This is a genomic window from Streptomyces sp. Inha503, assembly GCF_047215865.1.
Classification (GTDB): domain Bacteria; phylum Actinomycetota; class Actinomycetes; order Streptomycetales; family Streptomycetaceae; genus Streptomyces; species Streptomyces lycopersici.
In genome coordinates this window covers 4,396,061-4,413,409 of sequence record NZ_CP178360.1, presented here as the reverse complement: position 1 = coordinate 4,413,409, position 17,349 = coordinate 4,396,061, and the positions used below count along the sequence as shown (strand labels likewise).

General features: G+C 71.2%; 17 protein-coding genes. 7 read left to right on the top strand and 10 right to left on the bottom strand.

The window, feature by feature from the left end:
* The first annotated feature begins 93 nt into the window (after positions 1-93).
* Positions 94-3,396, top strand: coding sequence for an AfsR/SARP family transcriptional regulator (locus ACJX2R_RS18435; protein WP_413101024.1), 3,303 nt, complete (start codon positions 94-96; stop codon positions 3,394-3,396).
* On the opposite strand, the gene ACJX2R_RS18430 is transcribed toward ACJX2R_RS18435, so the two are convergent.
* From ACJX2R_RS18430 to ACJX2R_RS18420, 3 genes are all read right to left on the bottom strand, one after another.
* Positions 3,380-4,144, bottom strand: coding sequence for an ABC transporter permease (locus ACJX2R_RS18430; RefSeq protein WP_413101023.1), 765 nt, complete (start codon positions 4,142-4,144; stop codon positions 3,380-3,382). The genes ACJX2R_RS18435 and ACJX2R_RS18430 overlap by 17 nt on opposite strands.
* Positions 4,141-5,133 carry an ATP-binding cassette domain-containing protein gene (locus ACJX2R_RS18425; RefSeq protein ID WP_413101022.1) on the bottom strand — a complete coding sequence of 331 codons (993 nt, stop codon included), beginning with the start codon at positions 5,131-5,133 and terminating at the stop codon, positions 4,141-4,143. The genes ACJX2R_RS18430 and ACJX2R_RS18425 overlap by 4 nt, the downstream gene beginning before the upstream one ends.
* Before the next feature lie 95 nt (positions 5,134-5,228).
* The gene (locus ACJX2R_RS18420; RefSeq protein WP_413101021.1) at positions 5,229-5,657 is read right to left on the bottom strand and encodes a pyridoxamine 5'-phosphate oxidase family protein; all 429 of its coding nucleotides are present in this window, start codon (positions 5,655-5,657) and stop codon (positions 5,229-5,231) included.
* A 140-nt stretch (positions 5,658-5,797) separates the two neighbouring features.
* Here ACJX2R_RS18420 and ACJX2R_RS18415 point away from each other — a divergent pair, with 140 nt between their 5' ends.
* Positions 5,798-6,805 (top strand): cupin domain-containing protein, encoded by a 1,008-nt coding sequence (locus ACJX2R_RS18415; RefSeq protein ID WP_413101020.1) that lies wholly within the window; start codon positions 5,798-5,800, stop codon positions 6,803-6,805.
* A gap of 8 nt (positions 6,806-6,813) precedes the next feature.
* Here the strand turns inward: ACJX2R_RS18415 and ACJX2R_RS18410 are convergent, their stop codons facing one another.
* Positions 6,814-7,194, bottom strand: coding sequence for a winged helix-turn-helix transcriptional regulator (locus tag ACJX2R_RS18410; protein WP_413101019.1), 381 nt, complete (start codon positions 7,192-7,194; stop codon positions 6,814-6,816).
* Positions 7,195-7,300: 106 nt separating this feature from the next.
* On the opposite strand from ACJX2R_RS18410, the gene ACJX2R_RS18405 reads away from it, so the two are divergent.
* Positions 7,301-8,230 carry an NADP-dependent oxidoreductase gene (locus ACJX2R_RS18405; RefSeq protein WP_413101018.1) on the top strand — a complete coding sequence of 310 codons (930 nt, stop codon included), beginning with the start codon at positions 7,301-7,303 and terminating at the stop codon, positions 8,228-8,230.
* A 92-nt stretch (positions 8,231-8,322) separates the two neighbouring features.
* On the opposite strand, the gene ACJX2R_RS18400 is transcribed toward ACJX2R_RS18405, so the two are convergent.
* Complete coding sequence (locus ACJX2R_RS18400) at positions 8,323-9,195, bottom strand: helix-turn-helix transcriptional regulator (protein ID WP_413101017.1); 873 nt, start codon at positions 9,193-9,195, stop codon at positions 8,323-8,325.
* A 117-nt stretch (positions 9,196-9,312) separates the two neighbouring features.
* Between ACJX2R_RS18400 and ACJX2R_RS18395 the strand changes: the two genes are divergently transcribed.
* Positions 9,313-10,377: an aldo/keto reductase gene (locus tag ACJX2R_RS18395; protein ID WP_413101016.1), complete on the top strand. Its 1,065-nt coding sequence runs from the start codon at positions 9,313-9,315 to the stop codon at positions 10,375-10,377.
* Positions 10,378-10,466: 89 nt separating this feature from the next.
* Here the strand turns inward: ACJX2R_RS18395 and ACJX2R_RS18390 are convergent, their stop codons facing one another.
* Both ACJX2R_RS18390 and ACJX2R_RS18385 read right to left on the bottom strand, forming a co-directional pair.
* Positions 10,467-10,697: a cold-shock protein gene (locus ACJX2R_RS18390; protein WP_413101015.1), complete on the bottom strand. Its 231-nt coding sequence runs from the start codon at positions 10,695-10,697 to the stop codon at positions 10,467-10,469.
* A 65-nt stretch (positions 10,698-10,762) separates the two neighbouring features.
* Positions 10,763-11,767: a tetratricopeptide repeat protein gene (locus ACJX2R_RS18385; RefSeq protein WP_413101014.1), complete on the bottom strand. Its 1,005-nt coding sequence runs from the start codon at positions 11,765-11,767 to the stop codon at positions 10,763-10,765.
* Positions 11,768-12,782: 1,015 nt separating this feature from the next.
* Between ACJX2R_RS18385 and ACJX2R_RS18380 the strand changes: the two genes are divergently transcribed.
* Positions 12,783-13,304 carry a cupin domain-containing protein gene (locus ACJX2R_RS18380; RefSeq protein ID WP_413101013.1) on the top strand — a complete coding sequence of 174 codons (522 nt, stop codon included), beginning with the start codon at positions 12,783-12,785 and terminating at the stop codon, positions 13,302-13,304.
* A gap of 59 nt (positions 13,305-13,363) precedes the next feature.
* Here the strand turns inward: ACJX2R_RS18380 and ACJX2R_RS18375 are convergent, their stop codons facing one another.
* The gene (locus tag ACJX2R_RS18375) at positions 13,364-13,708 is read right to left on the bottom strand and encodes a hypothetical protein (protein ID WP_413101012.1); all 345 of its coding nucleotides are present in this window, start codon (positions 13,706-13,708) and stop codon (positions 13,364-13,366) included.
* Positions 13,709-13,734: 26 nt separating this feature from the next.
* Positions 13,735-14,877, bottom strand: coding sequence for an FAD-dependent oxidoreductase (locus tag ACJX2R_RS18370; protein WP_413101011.1), 1,143 nt, complete (start codon positions 14,875-14,877; stop codon positions 13,735-13,737).
* A gap of 143 nt (positions 14,878-15,020) precedes the next feature.
* Between ACJX2R_RS18370 and ACJX2R_RS18365 the strand changes: the two genes are divergently transcribed.
* On the top strand, positions 15,021-15,887 hold the full coding sequence (locus tag ACJX2R_RS18365) for a TetR family transcriptional regulator (RefSeq protein ID WP_413101010.1): 867 nt from the start codon (positions 15,021-15,023) through the stop codon (positions 15,885-15,887).
* A gap of 97 nt (positions 15,888-15,984) precedes the next feature.
* Positions 15,985-16,470, top strand: coding sequence for a MarR family winged helix-turn-helix transcriptional regulator (locus ACJX2R_RS18360; protein WP_413101009.1), 486 nt, complete (start codon positions 15,985-15,987; stop codon positions 16,468-16,470).
* A 134-nt stretch (positions 16,471-16,604) separates the two neighbouring features.
* Here ACJX2R_RS18360 and ACJX2R_RS18355 read toward each other — a convergent pair whose 3' ends face one another.
* Entirely contained in the window at positions 16,605-17,255 is a 651-nt protein-coding gene (locus ACJX2R_RS18355; protein ID WP_413101008.1) for an FMN-dependent NADH-azoreductase, read from the bottom strand.
* Positions 17,256-17,349 lie beyond the last annotated feature (94 nt).

The following is a 17,349-nucleotide window of genomic DNA, read 5'->3' as shown; positions in this document are numbered from 1 at the left end:
CCACCCCGGCACCACGCGCGCCCCGGCCATCGCCCGCGCCGCCGACATCATCGCCGAAGACGCCTCGCGACACGCCCGTGGCAAAATCAGCGAGTGCAGATCGGGATGCTGGGGCCACTCGAGGTTCGCACGGACGACGGCGGCTCGGCCGACGTGCCGGGGGCGCGGTTGCGCGGACTGCTGGTCGCCCTTGCGCTCAGGCCGGGACGGGTGGTCCCGAAGGCGTCGCTCGTCGACTGGATCTGGGGGGAGCAGCCGCCCGCCGATGCGGCGAACGCCTTGCAACGGCTGGTCTCCCGGCTGCGGAAGGCGCTGCCGGGCGGGGTGATCGAGGGGCAGCCGGACGGCTATCGGCTGATGGTGGAGCCCGATGCCGTGGACGCCGTTCGGTTCGAACGGCTCGTCGTCGCGGGGTGGGCCAGTGCCGAGGACGGGGCCCGGCGGGCGCGGCTGTTGCGCGAGGGGCTTGAGCTGTGGCGCGGTGCGGCCATGCAGGACGTCGGTGCGCGGGACAGCGCCGCGTTCGAGGCCGCGGTCGTACGTCTCGAAGGGCTGCGGCTGACCGCCGCGGAGGAGCGGGCCGAGGCGGAGGTCGCCCTCGGGCGGGGTGCGGAGCTGGTGGTGGAGCTGACCGACCTGGTGGCGGCGCACCCGGTGCGGGAACGGCTCGTCGGGGCGCTGATGAGGGCGCTCGTCGCGGCCGGTCGGGACAGCGAGGCGCTCCAGGTGTACCAGCGCGCGCGGGAGGCGCTGGCCGACGCGCTGGGCGTCGACCCCTCGCCGGAGCTGGCCGCGCTGCACATCGCGCTGTTGCGGGGCGAGCTGGGGCGTGGCGGGCCGGAGCGGGGCGAGCCGGGGCGGGGCGGACTGGGGCGTGGCGAGCCGGGGCGTGGCGGGCCTGGGCGGGGGGAAGCGAACCGCAAGAGCAACCTGCGCGCCGAGCTGACCAGCTTCGTCGGCCGGGGCGCCGACGTCGCCGCGGTCCGCGGGCTGATCGCCGAGCACCGGCTCACCACCGTGATCGGGCCGGGCGGCGCGGGAAAGACCCGGCTGGCCACGGAGACCGCGCGCACGCTGCTCGGCGAAGGCGAACCTCCGGACGGGGCCTGGCTGGTGGAGCTCGCCACCATCGGCGCGGAAGGCGACGTGGCGCAGCCCGCGCTCGCCGGGCTCGGCCTCCGGGACGCCCTGCTCGGCGCGGCCCCGAACGCGGAGCTGACCGACCGGCTCATCGCCGCGATCCGCGAGCGGGAGGCGCTGCTGATCCTGGACAACTGCGAGCATGTGATCGAGTCCGCGGCGGTGTTCGCCCACCGGGTGCTCGGGGAGTGCCGGCGGCTGCGGATACTGGCGACGAGCCGGGAACCGCTCGGCATCACCGGGGAGGCGCTGTGGCCGGTCGAGCCGCTGGCCCTGCCTGAGGGGAACGCGGGCCCCGGCGAGATCGGGTCCGCGCCCGCCGTCCAGCTGCTGCGGGACCGGGCCGGGGCGGTGCGCCGTGGGCTCGCCGCCGACGACCATACGCTGGCGACGATGGTGCGGGTCTGCCGGGCGCTGGACGGGATGCCGCTGGCGATCGAACTGGCCGCGGCCCGGTTGCGCACCATGTCCATCGACCAGCTCGCCCACCGGCTCGACGATCGGTTCCGCCTGCTGACCAGCGGCAGCCGTACCGCGTTGCCGCGGCACAAGACGCTGCGCGCGGTCGTCGACTGGAGCTGGGAACTGCTCACCGACGCCGAACGGATGGTGTTGCGGAGGCTGTCGGTGTTCTCGGGCGGGGCGAGCCTGGAGGCCGCCGAACGGGCCTGCGCGGGCGCCGGAGTCGAGCGGGAGCAGGTGCTGGAGCTGCTCACCGCGCTGACCGAGAAGTCGCTGCTGGTCGCCGAGGGCGGCGGCGCCCCGCGCTACCGCATGATCGGCACGATCAAGGAGTACGCAGGCCACCGGCTTGCGGAGGCGGGGGAGTCGGAACTGGCGCGCCATGCCCATCTCGCCCACTTCACCGAGCTCACCGAGACCGCGGAGCCGCGGCTGCGCCGCGCCGAGCAGGTGGAGTGGCTGGCCGTGCTCGAGGCCGAGCACGACAACATCGGTACGGCGATGCGCGGCGCGCTCGCGGCGGGCGAGGCGGGGGCGGCGATGCGGCTCGCGGCGGGCGCGGGCTGGTACTGGTGGCTCGGCGGGCGCAGGACCGAGGGCCTGGAGCTGATCACCGCGGCCACCAGGACGCCCGGGGAGGTGCCCGACGACGTACGGGCCTTGGTGTACGCGCTGATCGTGCACTTCGTGACCTCCGGGCGGGGCGACGAGCGCCAGGCCGCGGAGTGGATCCACGAGGCGCACCGGCTCAGCGGGCACGGCCACCACCACCCGGGGGTGAAGTTCATCGCGGTACTGGAACGCATGCTGCACACGCCCGAAGCGGCCGTGACCGCGTTCGCACCGCTGCTGGATGACGAGGACCCCTGGGTGCGCGCGCTGGCCCGGTGGCACATGGGCAAGATGCGGATCATGTTCGGGCGGGACGGGCGGGACGGGCGGGACGGGCAGGGCGGGCAGGGCGGGCAGGACGGGCGGGATGGCCGGAACAGCCGGGACGGCCAGGACCGTCCGACCGCGGAGGGCTACCTGGAGGCGGCGCTCGCCGAGTTCCGGGCGCTCGGCGAGCGGTACGGGATCTCGCTCGCCCTGACCGAGCTGGCGGACCTGCTCGCCGTACGCGGCGACTTCGCCGGTGCGTGCGAGCGCTACGAGCAGGCGATCGCGGTCGTCAGCGAGGTCGGTGCTCCCGAGGACGTCATCCGGATGCGGTCGCGGCAGGCGCAGCTGTACTGGCTGCTGGGCGACGCGGACGCCGGCGCGGCCGCCGGCGCCGAGGCGCGGCGGTGCGCGGAGCGGGTCACCTGGCCGGAGGCGCTGGCCGAGCTGGCCTTCTCGCGGGCGGAACTCGCCCGGTGGGAGGGTGACACGGAGGAGGCACACCGGCAACTCGGCCTCGCGACGGCCATGCTGGGCGACGAGGCGGAGCGTGCGGACATCCGCGCGGTGACGCACGATCTGCTCGGCTATCTCGCCGACGACCTCGGCGAGGTCCGGGCGCACCGCGCGGCGGCCTGCGCGGCGGCGTCCGAGGTGGGCCACGCGCTGGTGATCGCGCATGTGCTCGTCGGGGTCGCGGACCTGGCGCTGCGCCGCGACGAGCATGAGCAGGCCACGCGGTTGCTCGCGGCGAGCACGGGCGTACGCGGGCTGCGGGACCGCGCTCATCCGGACATGGCCCGGATCGAGCGGGCCGTGCGGTGCCGCCTCGGCGACGCGAAGTTCGCCGAGGCGACTCGGGACGGGACGCGCGTCAGCTGGTCCCGGCTGGTCGAGGTCACGCTCGCTTCCTGAACGTGGCGATCGCCCACACGTATCCGACGAGCGTGAACCCGACGGACCAGGCGACGGCCGCGAACGCGTCGCCGGTCGACGGGTGGCCGCCCGACAGCAGCCCGCGCAGCGTCTCGATGATCGGGGTGAAGGGCTGGTACTCCGCGAACTGCCGCACACCGGTCCCCATCGTGTCTGCGGGCACGAACGCGCTGCTCAGGAACGGCAGCATGATCAGCGGCACGGTGGCCATGCCCGCCGACTCCACGGTCTTCGCGGCCAGGCCCATGGCGACCGTGAGCCAGCTGGTCGCGAAGGCGAGCAACAGCATGAGGCCGATCACGGCGAGCCACTGGAGGGGGCTGGCGTGCGGACGGAACCCCATCGCGAAGCCGACGCCGATGATGACCGCGTCGGCGATCAGACCGCGCACCGTGGTGGAGACGACATAACCGGCCAGCACGGCGCCGTGGGAGACGTCCATGGCCTTGAACCGGTTGTTGATGCCCTTCGTCATGTCGCCGTTCACGGCCGCCGCGGTCGGGCCCAGCCCGTAGGTGATGGCCATGACGGTCAGGCCCGGCACCGCGTAGTCGATGTACTCGCCGGTGACCTTGAAGGCGCCGCCGAAGACGTAGACGAACATCAGCATCATCACGACGGGAAACAGGACCGCCTGGAAGACCGTGACCGGATTCCTGACCGTGTGCTTGAAGTTGCGACGCAGCATGATCGCCGTGTCGCCGAATGACGTCGAGACAGTGCTCATTCCGCGATCGCCTCCGTGGTGGCGGGTGTGGTGTGTGTGGTCTGCGTGGTGTCCGCGGCCTGTGTGGCATGTGTGGCGTGACCGGTCAGGGCGAAGAAGACGTCATCGAGGTCCGGTGTGTGCACCGAGAACTCTTCCGCGGTGATCGTGTGCTCGTCGAGCCTGTCCAGCAGGGCCCGCAGCGACTTCGAGTCACCGTTGCTGGGCACGCGCAGGGTCAGCTCCTGGTCGTCCCGCGTGGACCCGGGCAGGGCCCCCGCCGCCGCGTCGAGTTCGCGGAGACCGGCGAACCGGAGCCGCACATGGGTGCCGGGGACCTGGCGCTTGAGCTCCTCGGAGGTGCCCTGGGCGACCAGGCGGCCCTGGTCGAGCACCGCGATCCGGTCGGCGAGCTGGTCGGCTTCGTCGAGGTACTGGGTGGTGAGGAAGATCGTGGTGCCGTCGGCCACCAACTCGCGGACGATTCCCCACATCGCGCGCCTGCTGCGCGGGTCAAGACCGGTCGTCGGCTCGTCCAGGAAGATGATCCGCGGGTTGCCGACCAGCGTCATGGCCAGGTCCAGCTTCCGGCGCATACCGCCGGAGTAGGTCGCCGCCATCTTGTCCGCCGACTCCACCAGGTCGAACCGCTCCAGCAGCAGCCCGACCACCTGGTCGCCGGAGCGCACGCGCCTCAGGTCCGCCATCAGCCGCAGGTTCTCCCGGCCCGACAGCAGCTCGTCCACCGCGGCGAACTGACCGGTCACGCCGATGACCGCGCGCACCTCCTTGACCCCGGTCACCACGTCGTGCCCGGCGACCCGCACGGTCCCGGCGTCGGCCTTCATCAACGTCGTCAGGACGTTCACGGTCGTCGTCTTGCCCGCCCCGTTCGGGCCGAGCATGGAGAAAACCGATCCCGCGGCGACCTCGAAGTCGATGCCGTCGAGCACGACTTTGTCGCCATATGTCTTGCGCAGCCCGGAAACTGCGATCGCCGAACTCTTCATGCCCAACACGGTCCCGGCCGCGGCTGACACCGGCCTGTCACGCCCCTGACACGGCCCCTGACATGGCGTTGTGCCCTGACAGGCCGTCGCGGGGGTCAATACGTGAAGCGACTCACGGTCTCCGGGTGGATGACGAGACGGATCTGCTCCGTGGCCAGGATCTCGGCGAGGTCATTGGCACGGGTCGGATCGTCGAGATCCCAGTAGCGAGCGGCCAGACGGGCGCACAGCTCGTGCGCTCCGTCGGCCTCCAGCGTGGTGCGGCCGGCGACCGACAGCCAGCGCTCGCGTTCACCCACGGGGGCGGCGACGACGATCGAGGCGCGGGGGTCGCGGCGCAGGCGCCGCACCTTGACCGAGTCCGGGGCCGTGAACAGCTGGATCGTGCCCTCGGCAGTGGCCTCGAACCACACCGGCCGGGGCTGTGGCGGGATCGGCCCCTCGGCCACGGACAGGAACCCGTGCAGGGGCCGGCGGAGGAAGTCGAGGTCCTGGGCGGTCAGCGAACTGGCGTCGGTGCTCATCACGGCCTTCCGGATATGTGAGTTGGATATGGGAGGGGGCAAGGGTGTCGTTGCCCATGACGCCGATTGAACACGGCCGATTCGGACGACCCCATGGCTGAAGAGCCGGATCACCTGTGTATTCGTCTAAACTCACTGAGGTGGACGCGTTCAGTGACCTGATCCGCGGGGTGCGAGCCCACGGCTCGTTGTTCGGCAGCTCGACCCTGTCCCCGCCCTGGGCACTCCACTTCGTGGACGGCGCGCCGCTGACCCTGTGCACGGTCCTCACCGGGTCGGGCTGGATCGTGCCGGAGCACCGTCCGCCCGAGCCGCTCCGCGCCCGCGAGACGGTCGTCGTACGCGGCCCTGGGACGTTCACCTTCGTCGACGAGGTCGGCACCCGGGCCGAACCGATCGCCTGCGGCGAGCACTGCGCGACGCCCGAGCAGGGCGGGACCAGGCACCGGCGTGGCTGGCACGACGACGGCGGGGACACCGGCGGCGACTGCGGCGGGGATGCCGGTGGCGACTGCGGCGGGGACGCCGGTGACAGCCGCCGTGACGGCGACGATGCGACGACCACCCTGATCGTCGGCGCCTACCCCGTGCGCGGCGAGATCAGCCGCCGGCTGCTGGACGCGCTGCCCGTCGTGTTGCGCGTGGACGCCGGAGGCACGTCCGACCCCGTGCTGGACCACCTCGCCGCCGAGGTCGCCGTCGACACGCCGGGCCAGCAGGTCGTCCTCGACCGGCTGCTGGACTGGATGCTGGTCTGCACGCTGCGCGAGTGGTTCGACCGGCCCGGTGGCGAGCCCCCGGCCTGGTGGGCCGCCCAGCGGGACCCGGTGGTCGGCCACGCACTGCGGCTGCTGCACGCCGAACCGGCGGCACCCTGGACGGTCGCCGCGCTCGCCGAGCGTGCCGGGGTGTCGCGTTCGACGCTGGCCAAGCGGTTCGCCGATCTGGTCGGCGAACCCCCGCTGACCTACCTCACCCGCTGGCGCATGACGCTCGCGGCGGACCTCCTGGTCGACCGGGAGGCCGCGACCGTCGCGGACGTCGCCCGGACCGTGGGCTACTCCGACCCGTTCGGTTTCAGCGCGGCGTTCAAACGGGTCCGAGGCGTCAACCCGAGCGACTTCCGCCGCACCGCGACCACCCCCTGAGGCCGTCGTCACTCGCCATGGGCGACCGGCTCCGGACCGGCGTCGAGCGCGTCGAGCACCGCGTCGCCGTTCGCCCTCGCCCACTCGGTCAGCATGTGGATCGGATCGATCAGCGTCGCCCCGAGCGGGGTGAGCTCGTACTCGACGCGGGGCGGCACCTCGGCGTAGGCGTGGCGGCGGATGAGCCCGTGCGCCTCGAGCCGTCGGAGCGTCTGGGTGAGCATCTTGCGGGAGATGCCGCCGATCAGCTCGATCAGCTCGCCATGGCGCACCGGGCCCTGGCTGAGGCCGTAGAGCACGACCACCGTCCACTTGTCGGCGATCAGCTCGACCGCCAGACGCGCCGGACAGTCGGCGAGAAAGAAATCACCGGGACCGAAACCGCTCATGGCGCCAAAGGTACCCGCGCCAGAGGTACCTGCCGGTTCCTATCGGAAACCTAGCCTGGGTGCTCTCCTCCCCAAAGGCAGGAGTCATGAGAAAGCCAGGAGAGTCATGCGAGTCATCACCCAGCAGACGCTCGGCGGTCCCGAGGTGCTCACCATCGTGGACGCGCCCGAGCCCCAGCCCCTCCCGACCGAGGTTCTCGTCCGCGTCAAGGCGATCGGGCTGAACCCGCTGGAGGCGCGCCTGCGCGCCGGCGAGTTCCCGCTGATCGGCCGGCCGCCGTTCATCCTCGGCTGGGACATCAGCGGCGTGGTCGAGGAGTCGCCGCAGACGTGGCGGTTCAGGCCCGGCGACGAGGTGTTCGGGATGCCGCTGTTCCCGCGGGCGGCGAGCGCGTACGCCGAGGTCGTGTCGGCACCGGCGTTGCACCTGGTGCGCAAGCCGGCGTCGCTCTCGCACGTCGAGGCGTCGGCGCTGCCGATCGTCGGGCTGACGGCGTGGCAGGGTCTCGTCGACCTCGGCGGTGTGACCGAGGGCGACCGCGTCCTGGTCCACGGCGGTGGTGGCGGGGTCGGCCACGTCGCGATCCAGATCGCGAAGGCGCTCGGCGCGCACGTGATCGCGACCGCCGGCGGGAGCAAGCGGAAGTTCGTCGAGGGGTTCGGCGCCGACGAGGTGATCGACTACACGGCGGTCGACTTCACCGAGGCGGTCCGAGACATCGACGTCGTGCTCGACACGATCGGCGGCGACACCGTCGAGCGGTCGCTCGAAGTGCTCCGCCCGGGCGGTCACCTGGTGACGGCGGTCGCCGAGGAGGATTCGGGGCTCGCCGCCACGTACGAGGCGGCCGGTATGCGGTTCAGCGGCATCGCGGTCGACCCCGATCCGGTCGCCCTGCGAGGTCTGGTCGAACTCGTAGAACAGGGCAGGCTCCGGGTCCATGTGCAGGAGACGTTCCCGTTCGAGCGCGTCGCCGACGCGCACCGGCTGCTCGACGGCGGTCACCTCCGGGGCAAGCTCGTCCTCACCGTCTGATCCCATTGCCGCGGGTGGCGGTAGTCGTGTCCCTTGCCACTGTGCGGCTTCTTGTCACCGCGTGGCTTCGACATCACCGTGCGGCTTCGACATCACCGTGCGAACAACCGGTCCAAGGCCGACTGACTCTCATCATCCGCGGCGCGGTAGATCAGCAACCGCTGGTCCGGATCTTGAAGTGGCATGAGCACTTCGAAATGCAGTGTGAGCACACCGGCGTCAGGATGCCGTATCACCTTGTGCCCGCGGCCATTGACCTTGACGTCTCGTTCGGCCCACAAGCGGGCGAATTCCTCATCATGAGTGGTGAATTCGGTGATGAGGTCGGTCAGCGCCTTGTCCTCCGGATGCGCGGCCCAGGCGGCGCGCAGATGGGCGATTCCCTCCCTTACGACGCGTTCGCGGTCGACATAGAACTCGCGTATCCGCGGATGCGTCAGGCACAGCCACATCGCATTGCGCCGCGCCGGTGGCAGGGTGTCGAAGTCCAGGAGCAGCGTCGCCATTTCGCCGTTCCAGGCCAGGATGTCGTAGCGGTGGTTCAGCAGCATGGCCGGCAGCGGCGACAGGTCGGCGACCAGCCGGGCGAGCGGCGGCACCGCGGTGGTGGCGGGCTTGTCGGCGTCGCGGGGGCGGCGCTGCTGGGCCAGGTCGAAGAGGTAGCCGCGTTCGTCGGGGCCCAGGCGCAGCGCCCGGGACAGCGCCTCCACCACGTCCACTGAGGGCCGCAGCCCGCGGCCCTGTTCCAGCCGCACGATGTAGTCGATGCTGATCCCGGCCAGTTCGGCGACCTCTTCGCGGCGCAGTCCCGGGGTCCGCCGGGACCGCCGACGCGACGGCAGGCCGAAATCGTCGGGGTTCAGCCGTTCGCGCCGGGTCCGTAGGAACGCGGCCAGCTCCTTTATCGCGTCTGTGGCGTCTGGCGCGTCTATCGCGTCTGGCGCGTCCACGGTGCGGGTCGTCATGGCCGATCCAACGATCAGAGTAGGACTGGCATTCCCAGGAACTTCCTTCCCTTATCCCCGGCTCGTGGCGGCCACAGGCTTGTTTTCGACAGCGGATCACAAGCACAGGAGGACACGATGTCGCTCACCCTCGACACCTATCGGCTGCTGGGCCGCTCAGGACTACGGGTCTCACCGCTGGCGCTGGGCGCGGCGACCTTCGGCACCGAGTGGGGCTGGGGCGCCGAGCAGGACGAGGCGCGCAAGCTGTTCGACCTCTACGTCGAGCGCGGCGGCAACTTCATCGACACCGCCAACACCTACACCAATGGCAGCTCCGAGCGGCTGCTGGGCGAATTCACCCGTGACAACCGCGAAAGCCTGGTACTGGCCACGAAATACACGACGCTGCGCCGTCCCGGCGATCCGAATTCCGGGGGCCCGCACCGCAAGAGCCTGTTCGCGTCGGTGGAAGCCAGCCTGCGACAGCTGAATACGGACTACATCGATCTGCTCTATCTGCACGTGTGGGATTTCACGACGCCGGTCGAGGAGATCCTGCGCGGCATGGACGATCTGGTCCGGCAGGGCAAGGTCCTGTACGTGGCCATCTCCAACGCCCCGGCCTGGCAGGTATCGCGCATGCAGGCGATCGCCGACCTGCGCGGCTGGTCACCGCTGGTCGCGCTGCAAATCGAGTACAACCTGATCGAGCGCACCGGGGAACGTGACCTGATCCCCATGGCACGCGAGATGGGACTGGGCGTGGTCCCGTATTCACCGCTGGCCGGCGGGGTGCTCACCGGCAAGTACAGCCGCGACGACCTGACCGCGACGAACATCGCATCCGACGACGGCACCCGCAAGAGCTTCAACTTCGCCTTGGGCACGCTCACCGAACGTAACCTCGCGATCACCGATGTACTGAAGGAGGTCGCAACCGACCTGGGCCACACACCCGCCCAGGTCGGACTGGCCTGGACCCTGCGGAACCCGAGCGTGACAGCACCGATCATCGGCGCACGCACGCCCGAGCAGCTGGAGGGCAACCTGGGTGCCCTGGAGGTCGACTTCACCGCCTCCCAACTGGCCCGCCTGGACGAGGCCAGCGCGATCGAACTCGGTGCCCCGCACGGCCTGCTCGCCAGTGACCACATTCGCAATGTGACGCGTGGCGACATGAAGATCGAAACCCGCCGCTGATACGTACTCGATCCCGTTTATCGGTATTCCGCGGCCCGGGTGGTCCGTGGTCCGAGCCCTGGCGCGGTGACCCGTGGGCGAGTCAGCGGTCAGGATTCAGCAGGCCGGGGCACGATGCTCACCGCGCGGTAGTCGTACCCGTCCTGTTTGAAGCCGGGGGCTTCCCAGGTGAGGTCCACTTGCTGTCCGGGCGACAGCGTGCGGAAGCCGGTCACCTGAATGTCGGAGAAGTGGCCGAAGCAGCCGCCGGGAGTCCCGGGGGAATCGAGTACGCCCCACCCCTCCTCGTCGCTCCACTCGCGGACAGTCGCAATCACCATGGGACGGACCCTATGGGCTCGGTCCGGTCCCGGCTCTGCATTTATGCCGATCTCGGCGGCAGGGCTCAATGACTCACCGCGCTGGGCTCCCTGGACCCGTAGAAGCAGGCCCTGTCGTCCATCCGCAAAAGGCGTCCAGGGGGCAGTGGTGATTCCAGGGGTTCATCGAGGGGGATGCCCGACCAGTCGATGTCGAACGGTCCGGTATCCGGGGCATCCGGCACCCGGGCGATCAAATCGTAGGTGGTGACGGGCCTGCCGGGCCGGTGTATCTCCAGCTCCAGTTTCATCATGCCGTCGAGGAACTCTCGTTCCAGGTCCCCGATCTCCCGCAGACACGCGTCGGCGTCCGCGCGGGCAGCGGAGAGGGTCCCGAACAGCCGTCGCTCCTCGAACCAGTCGGAATTTGAGATACGGCCCTGCTCGTGCAGGACGGCGAAGCCATAGGGGCGTCGGCTGATCGGATCGCCCGCCCCGGCGGGCGGCGGCTCCGCGGGCGTCACCTCGAGCTGCGCCAGGCACTCATGCGCGGTGCCGTCCCACGGATCCCTCCGCAACGCCTCCTCGTACGCGGCGACGGCACCCTCGCGGTCGCCGGTCCAGGCGAGCGCTTGCCCCAACTGCAAGGGGACCAAGGGATCGTCGGGGTCGGCGTCGAGCGCCGCCCGCGCTGCCGCGACGCTCTGGTCGGCGAGCGCGGCGGTGGCGCCGTCCTCGTCCCACTCCATCTCGCCGAGCGGTGGGCCCTCGTCGTCCCAGTCCCACCCGGAGTTGAGGTCGTGGTCCACATCCACGGCCAGCCGCAGGGCGAACGCGGCGATGGTGGAACGTCCGATGGCGATCGTGGCCGCGACCTCGGCATCGACGACCTCGCCGTCGGCGACCTCCGCCTCGGCGGGCGCCGCGTCGCCGGGCGCCCCCCGGCCCGCGACCGAGTCGTAAAGGCGTTCCGCCTCGGCCAGCCGGCCGGCGATCTCCTCCGTACCGTTGTCGAACCAGAACCCCCGCCAGGAATCGGCGAGCAACTGCCCTGCCCGCACCAGGCGAGCTCCCCCGTCGTCATCGACCATGGGGCGGCACGCTACCCCATCCGGGAGGTGCGCCGCCTGCTCCGAGGCTCGCGTACCTGCACCGGAGCCTCAGCGTGTCGCAACACGCCTAGAGGTGTCCGACGGGCCTTGGCCTGCGCCGGGCCGCTCCCCGGGCCGCGCTCCTCAGGCCGCGTTCCCTGGGTCGTGTTCCCAGGCCCCAGGCCCCAGGCCCCGGGTCCCGGCTCCCGCTCCCCGGGCCGCGCTCCTCAGGCCGCGTTCCCTGGGCCCCAGGCCCCGGGCCTCAGGCCCCGGGCCTCAGGCCCCGGGCCTCAGGCCCCGGGCCCCAGGCCCCGGGCCCCAGGCCCCGGGCCCCAGGCCCCGGGCCCCAGGCCCCGGGCCCCAGGCCCTGGGCCCCGGGCCGCGTTCCCCGGGCCGCGTTCCAGGCCCCAGGTCCCAGGCCCCGGGTCCCGCTCCCCGGGTCCCGCTCCTCAGGCCGCGTTCCCTGGGCCGCGTCCCCAGGCCGCGTTCCAGGCCCGGGGCCCCGGGCCGCGTCCTCAGGCCGCGTTCCCTGGGCCGCGTTCCAGGCCCCAGGCCCCGCCGCCCGGGCCCCGCTCCCCGGGCCGCACTCCTCAGGCCGCGTTCCCAGGCCCCAAGCCCCAGGCCCCAGGCCCCATGTCCCGCTCCCCGGGCCGCTTTTCCCGGGCCCCGCTCCCCGGGCCCCGCTCCCCGGGCCCCGCTCCCCGGGCCCCGCTCCCCGGGCCCCGCTCCCCGGGCCCCGCTCCCCGGGCCGCGTTCCCCGGCCCCAGGCCCCTGGCCCCGGGCCGCGTTTCCCGGGCCCCGGGCCTCGGGGTCCAGGGGCGGAGCCCTTGGTAACGGGAAGGGGCGGGGAGGGGAGAGCACCGATATGCGGCTCCGCCACGTGGTCCGCCAGACACCACCCCGTAGGTCTCCCGTCCTCCGCCCCGGGCCGACCCGAGATCGTTCGCGGGTCCGATGCCGCGTTCCCGAGGCGGCAGCCACCATGCTGGTGGAGACCTGCGAAGAGGAGCGCATCATGTCGTACCCGGAATTCCTCGAATACCCGGAGCCCCGCTACCACGGTGACAAGGGCGAGGTGAACGCGGCCTTTCGCCCGGCCAACACCCCGCCCGACATCTCCTCGCCCAGCGGCAGCTCTACGCACTACCTCGCCACCAATGAGTCGACCGGTGGCGAATTCGGCCTCTACAAGCTGGAGTTGGGTGCGCAGGCCGCCGGAGCGAAGGCCCACTTCCACAAGGCGATGTCGGAGTCCTTCTATATTCTCTCCGGCGAGCTGGAGCTCTACAACGGCGAGAGGTGGGTCACGGGCCGCGAGGGTGATTTCCTGTACGTACCCGTCGGCGGTCTGCACGCCTTCAAGAACGTGACCGACGAGCCCATGTCCATGCTCCTGCTCTTCTCCCCGGGCGCCCCGCGCGAGGAGTACTTCGAGCGGGTCGCGGAGATGTCGCAGCGCGGCGGCGAGGAACTCAAGCGCTTTCGGATCCGGCACGACAGCTACTTCGTGGAGGATTTCGAGCCCGAGGGGCAGTAGGGGAAGAGAGCAGTAAGGGAGTAGAGGAGTGATCCACGCCTATCGAGCCCTCATCCACCCTACGAGCTTTCGGGTACGCCGAGCGAATGCCAAGCCGACCAGTCATTGTCGTTGCCGGCGATATTCTGCCAGGCGCACCTGATGGTGCCGTCGCCGAAGAGGGCGAAGACGTCCAGGCGGCCATCGGCGTCCGGTATGACAGCTACGTCGCCTATCGAAGGCCGCACGCAACCGCTCCACGGTCGCCCCATCGAGCGGACCCAGGCCGTACAGGCCGGAGACGGCAGCTCATAGCTGGACCGGCCGTCCGGGGCGCGGCCGCGGCCGAACGCTTCCGCGGTCACCGCCGGGCGCTCAGCGTGGAACGCCCGCAGGAATGCCTCTTGCGATGCGGCAGTCGTCACTCACTCAACCTACGGCGGTTCCGGGCTCATTGGTCGCGGTCCTTTCCGATGAACTCGCTGAACACCCTGACCAGGCCGTGGGGCGCGTCGTCGCCGAACATGAGCTCGTCGCTGCCGACGCCTTCGGCGGCGACCTCGGCGCTGCGGGGGAACATGGTCCGCTCGTACTCGGCGAGCGCGGTCTCGACGTCGTCGGGGTGCGCGGCGAGGGCCTTGCCGAGTTCGGCGCCGTCGAGCATGGCCAGGTTGGCGCCTTCGCCGTTCGGGGCCGTGAGGTGGGCGGCGTCGCCGACCAGGGTCACACCCGGCAGCCGATCCCAACGGTGCTCGATCGGCAGGGCGTAGTGGGGGCGCAGGACCAGTTCGGTGTCGCCGTCGGTGATCAGCGCGGTGAGCTCCGGTGCCCAGCCGTCGAATTCCCGCGCGATCCGCGCGGTGGCCGCGGCGGCATCGGTGAAGTCGATCGCGGTGAACCAGTCCCGCGGCCTGGGGAGCAATACGTAGGTGTGCAGGGTGTCGCCGCTCTCCCGGTGCGCGTGGATCGCCCTGCCCGGCGCGTGCGCCATCATCGACCCGCCGCCGACCGCCTTCGCGGCGGCGGGGTGCCGGGTGTCGGCGTCGTACAGATACGTCTCGATGAACGACAGGCCGGTGTACTCGGGTACGGCGGTGGACAGCAGCGGCCGGACCCGCGACCACGCCCCGTCCGCGCCGACCAGCAGATTCGTGACGACGGTACTGCCGTCGGCGAACGTCACCTCGTGGCGGCCCTCACCGAGGGCACGCGTCCCGCTGACCTTGTGGCCCCACCGGACGGTGCCGGGCGGGAGCGAGTCGAGCAGCATCTGCCGCAACTCGCCGCGTTGCACCTCGGGGCGCCCACCCGTGCCGTCGTCGGCCTTCTCGAACAGCACGGTCCCTTCCCGGTCCAGGAACCGCATCGCCTGGCGGCCCTCCAGGACGAGGCCGTGGAACTCGTCCATCAGGTCGGCCGCCCGCACGGCCAGTTGGCCGTTGTAGTCGTGGATGTCGAGCATCCCGCCCTGCGAACGCGCCATCGGGGAGGCCTCCGCCTCGTAGACGGTGGCCGGGATGCCGTGGACGTGCAGGACGCGGGCGAGCGTGAGCCCGCCGAGTCCGGCGCCGATGATCGTGACGGGAGTGCGCATCGTGACTACTCCTTCGGAATCGAGGCCGCCCGGTGCCAACCCGGCCGACCTCGCGGGTATGCCATTCCAGCATTGGAACACCGCTCCATAATGGAACGCCGCTCCATTCTGGAACAACACTCCAGTCATGTCAAAATGGCCGCATGGCAACACGGACACGCCGGTCACAGCGGCGCACAGAGGCGCTCACCCGCGAGCGCATCGTCGAGGCCGCCGTCGAACTGCTCGACACGGCCGGCGAGGGCGGGCTGACCTTCCGGGCCCTGACCGAGCGCCTTGCCACCGGGCCCGGGGCGATCTATTGGCATGTGGCCAACAAGGAAGAGCTGCTCGACGCCGCGACCGGCGCGGTAGTCGCCGCCGCTCTGGCCGCAGAGCCGGCGGAGCGCACCGCCGAGTCGGCCGAGCCGGCCAAGTCCGCCGAGCCGGCCGAGCCGGCCAAGTCCGCGGAGCGGGCCGAGCCAGCCAGGTCCGCGGAGCCAACCGAATCCACCGAATCCGCCCGGCCCGCCGAATCCCCGGACTCGCCGCAGGACAAGATCCGCGCCATCGCGTTCGGCCTGTTCGACGCGATCGAGGAGCACCCATGGCTCCCCACACAGCTCGCCCTCCAGCTCTCCCGCAGCCCCTGGGGCTCGGTGACGCCGCAGATCTTCGAAAGCATCGGTCGGCAGGTCCGCGCGCTGGGCGTGCCCGAGGGTCACTGGTTCACGGCGGCCTCGGCGCTGGTGCACTACATCCTCGGCGCCACCGGCCAGAACGCCGCGAACAACGCGAGCGCCCGCACCCTGGCGCCCGACGTGGACCGCGCCGAGTTCCTCGACGCCGCGTCGAAGGCCTGGGAAGAGCTTGACCCCGACGACTACCCGTTCATCCGCGCCGTCGCGGCCCAGATGCGCGAGCACGACGACCGCGAGCAGTTCCTCGCCGGGATCGACCTCGTCCTCACCGGCATCACGGCTCTCCACCTGCCCAGCGAACAGGACCGCACCCCACCACTCGCCACCTGAGTGCTGCCGGGGGCGCCGCGAATGGGCCCGGCTCGCTCGCCGGATTTGGTTTCAATTGATACCGTATCGAACGAATGAGTGGCTGTAATGTGGCCCCATGAGTGCCGATCTCCCTCACCACACCTCCGCCTCGCGGGCGACCGGCCGTGCCGGGGACACCTCGCCGTTCGCGCTCGGCTTGCTGCTGCGTCGGGCGCACTGGCGGGCGGCGGCGGTGATGACGGAGGCGCTTCGGCCGCTTGGCATTGAGTTGCGGCACTTTGCCGTGTTGATCGTGCTGGTCGACTGCGGGCCCACGGTGCAGCGGGATCTGGCGGCGGCGACGGGGTCGGACAAGGCGGGGATCATGCGCGTTGTGGACGACCTGGAGCGCAAGGGGCTGGTTGTGCGCAAGGCCGTGCCGGGAGACCGGCGGGTGCGGGCTGTGGAGATCACGGCTCAGGGGCTTGAGCTCTTCGACGCGGCCCATGTGGCGGCGGAGCCGCTGGCCGAGCGGCTGGTCGGCGAGCTGGGGTCCGATGAGGCCGAGCGGCTGAAGGATCTGCTGACCCGGTTTGCCTATCCCGTGGAGGGTGGGGCGTAAGGGCGTTATGCGTCGGCCGTTGCCTGGGATGGGGGGAGTGGACGCCGGACGCCGTGTGACGGCCTTGCCTTGGTGAGGCGTCACACGGCGCCCATGGCGCGTAGGGGTTACGCGGACAGGCGTCGGCCCAGGCGCTACGCCGTCACGCGCTCCGCGAGCTCCTTCGCCTTTGTGATCGCCTCCTCGAAGGCGCGCTCGCGGGAGGCCTCGTACAGGGGGATCAGCTCGGACATGGCCGGGTTGCGCGGGGCCATGGTGAGCTCCGGGACGATGAAGTCGATGTCCAGGCCCAGGGTGCGGTGGAGGACGGCTTCCAGGTAGTTCTGTACGAAATCGAAGCCCTCGCGCGGGGTGCCCGGCGCGTAGGAGCCGCCGCGGCTGGCGACGACGACGGTCGGGGTGCCCTGGGCGGAGGGGGACTCGCCCGCGGTGCGACCGAGCAGGAGCACGTTGTCCAGCCATGTCTTGAGGGTCGACGGGACCGAGAAGTTGTGCATGGGGGCGCCGATCAGGATGGCGTCCGCCTGCTCCAGTTCCTCGATGAGCTTCTCGCGCGCGGCGAACGCCGCCGACTGCTCCGGGGTGCGCTCGGACGGCGCGGTGTAGCCCGCGGACCAGGCGTCGGCGGTGATGTGGGGGGCGGGTTCGGCGGCGAGGTCGCGGTAGATCACCGTGCCCTCCGGGTGCTGCTCCTCCCATGCCGTACGGAAGGCGGCCGCGACGGAACGGGACGCGGACGCCTCGCCCGGAAGTACGGACGAGTCGATGTGCAACAGCGTGACCATGGACTTTCTCCCATGAGTGCTCGGTGATGGTTGAGAGTAAGATGGTATCGAATGATACAGTCTCGACTGTAACGAAGGTGCGGCGCCTTGCGCG

Bases quoted from the DNA above. Each gene is read 5' to 3' on its own strand.
- ACJX2R_RS18430 (WP_413101023.1), bottom strand. From the start codon at position 4,144: ATGAGCACTGTCTCGACGTCATTCGGCGACACGGCGATCATGCTGCGT.
- ACJX2R_RS18425 (WP_413101022.1), bottom strand. From the start codon at position 5,133: ATGAAGAGTTCGGCGATCGCAGTTTCCGGGCTGCGCAAGACATATGGC.
- ACJX2R_RS18405 (WP_413101018.1), top strand. From the start codon at position 7,301: ATGCGAGTCATCACCCAGCAGACGCTCGGCGGTCCCGAGGTGCTCACC.
- ACJX2R_RS18390 (WP_413101015.1), bottom strand. From the start codon at position 10,697: ATGGTGATTGCGACTGTCCGCGAGTGGAGCGACGAGGAGGGGTGGGGC.
- ACJX2R_RS18370 (WP_413101011.1), bottom strand. From the start codon at position 14,877: ATGCGCACTCCCGTCACGATCATCGGCGCCGGACTCGGCGGGCTCACG.
- ACJX2R_RS18395 (WP_413101016.1), top strand. From the start codon at position 9,313: ATGTCGCTCACCCTCGACACCTATCGGCTGCTGGGCCGCTCAGGACTA.
- ACJX2R_RS18420 (WP_413101021.1), bottom strand. From the start codon at position 5,657: ATGAGCACCGACGCCAGTTCGCTGACCGCCCAGGACCTCGACTTCCTC.
- ACJX2R_RS18400 (WP_413101017.1), bottom strand. From the start codon at position 9,195: ATGACGACCCGCACCGTGGACGCGCCAGACGCGATAGACGCGCCAGAC.
- ACJX2R_RS18385 (WP_413101014.1), bottom strand. From the start codon at position 11,767: ATGGTCGATGACGACGGGGGAGCTCGCCTGGTGCGGGCAGGGCAGTTG.
- ACJX2R_RS18365 (WP_413101010.1), top strand. From the start codon at position 15,021: ATGGCAACACGGACACGCCGGTCACAGCGGCGCACAGAGGCGCTCACC.
- ACJX2R_RS18360 (WP_413101009.1), top strand. From the start codon at position 15,985: ATGAGTGCCGATCTCCCTCACCACACCTCCGCCTCGCGGGCGACCGGC.
- ACJX2R_RS18380 (WP_413101013.1), top strand. From the start codon at position 12,783: ATGTCGTACCCGGAATTCCTCGAATACCCGGAGCCCCGCTACCACGGT.
- ACJX2R_RS18410 (WP_413101019.1), bottom strand. From the start codon at position 7,194: ATGAGCGGTTTCGGTCCCGGTGATTTCTTTCTCGCCGACTGTCCGGCG.
- ACJX2R_RS18355 (WP_413101008.1), bottom strand. From the start codon at position 17,255: ATGGTCACGCTGTTGCACATCGACTCGTCCGTACTTCCGGGCGAGGCG.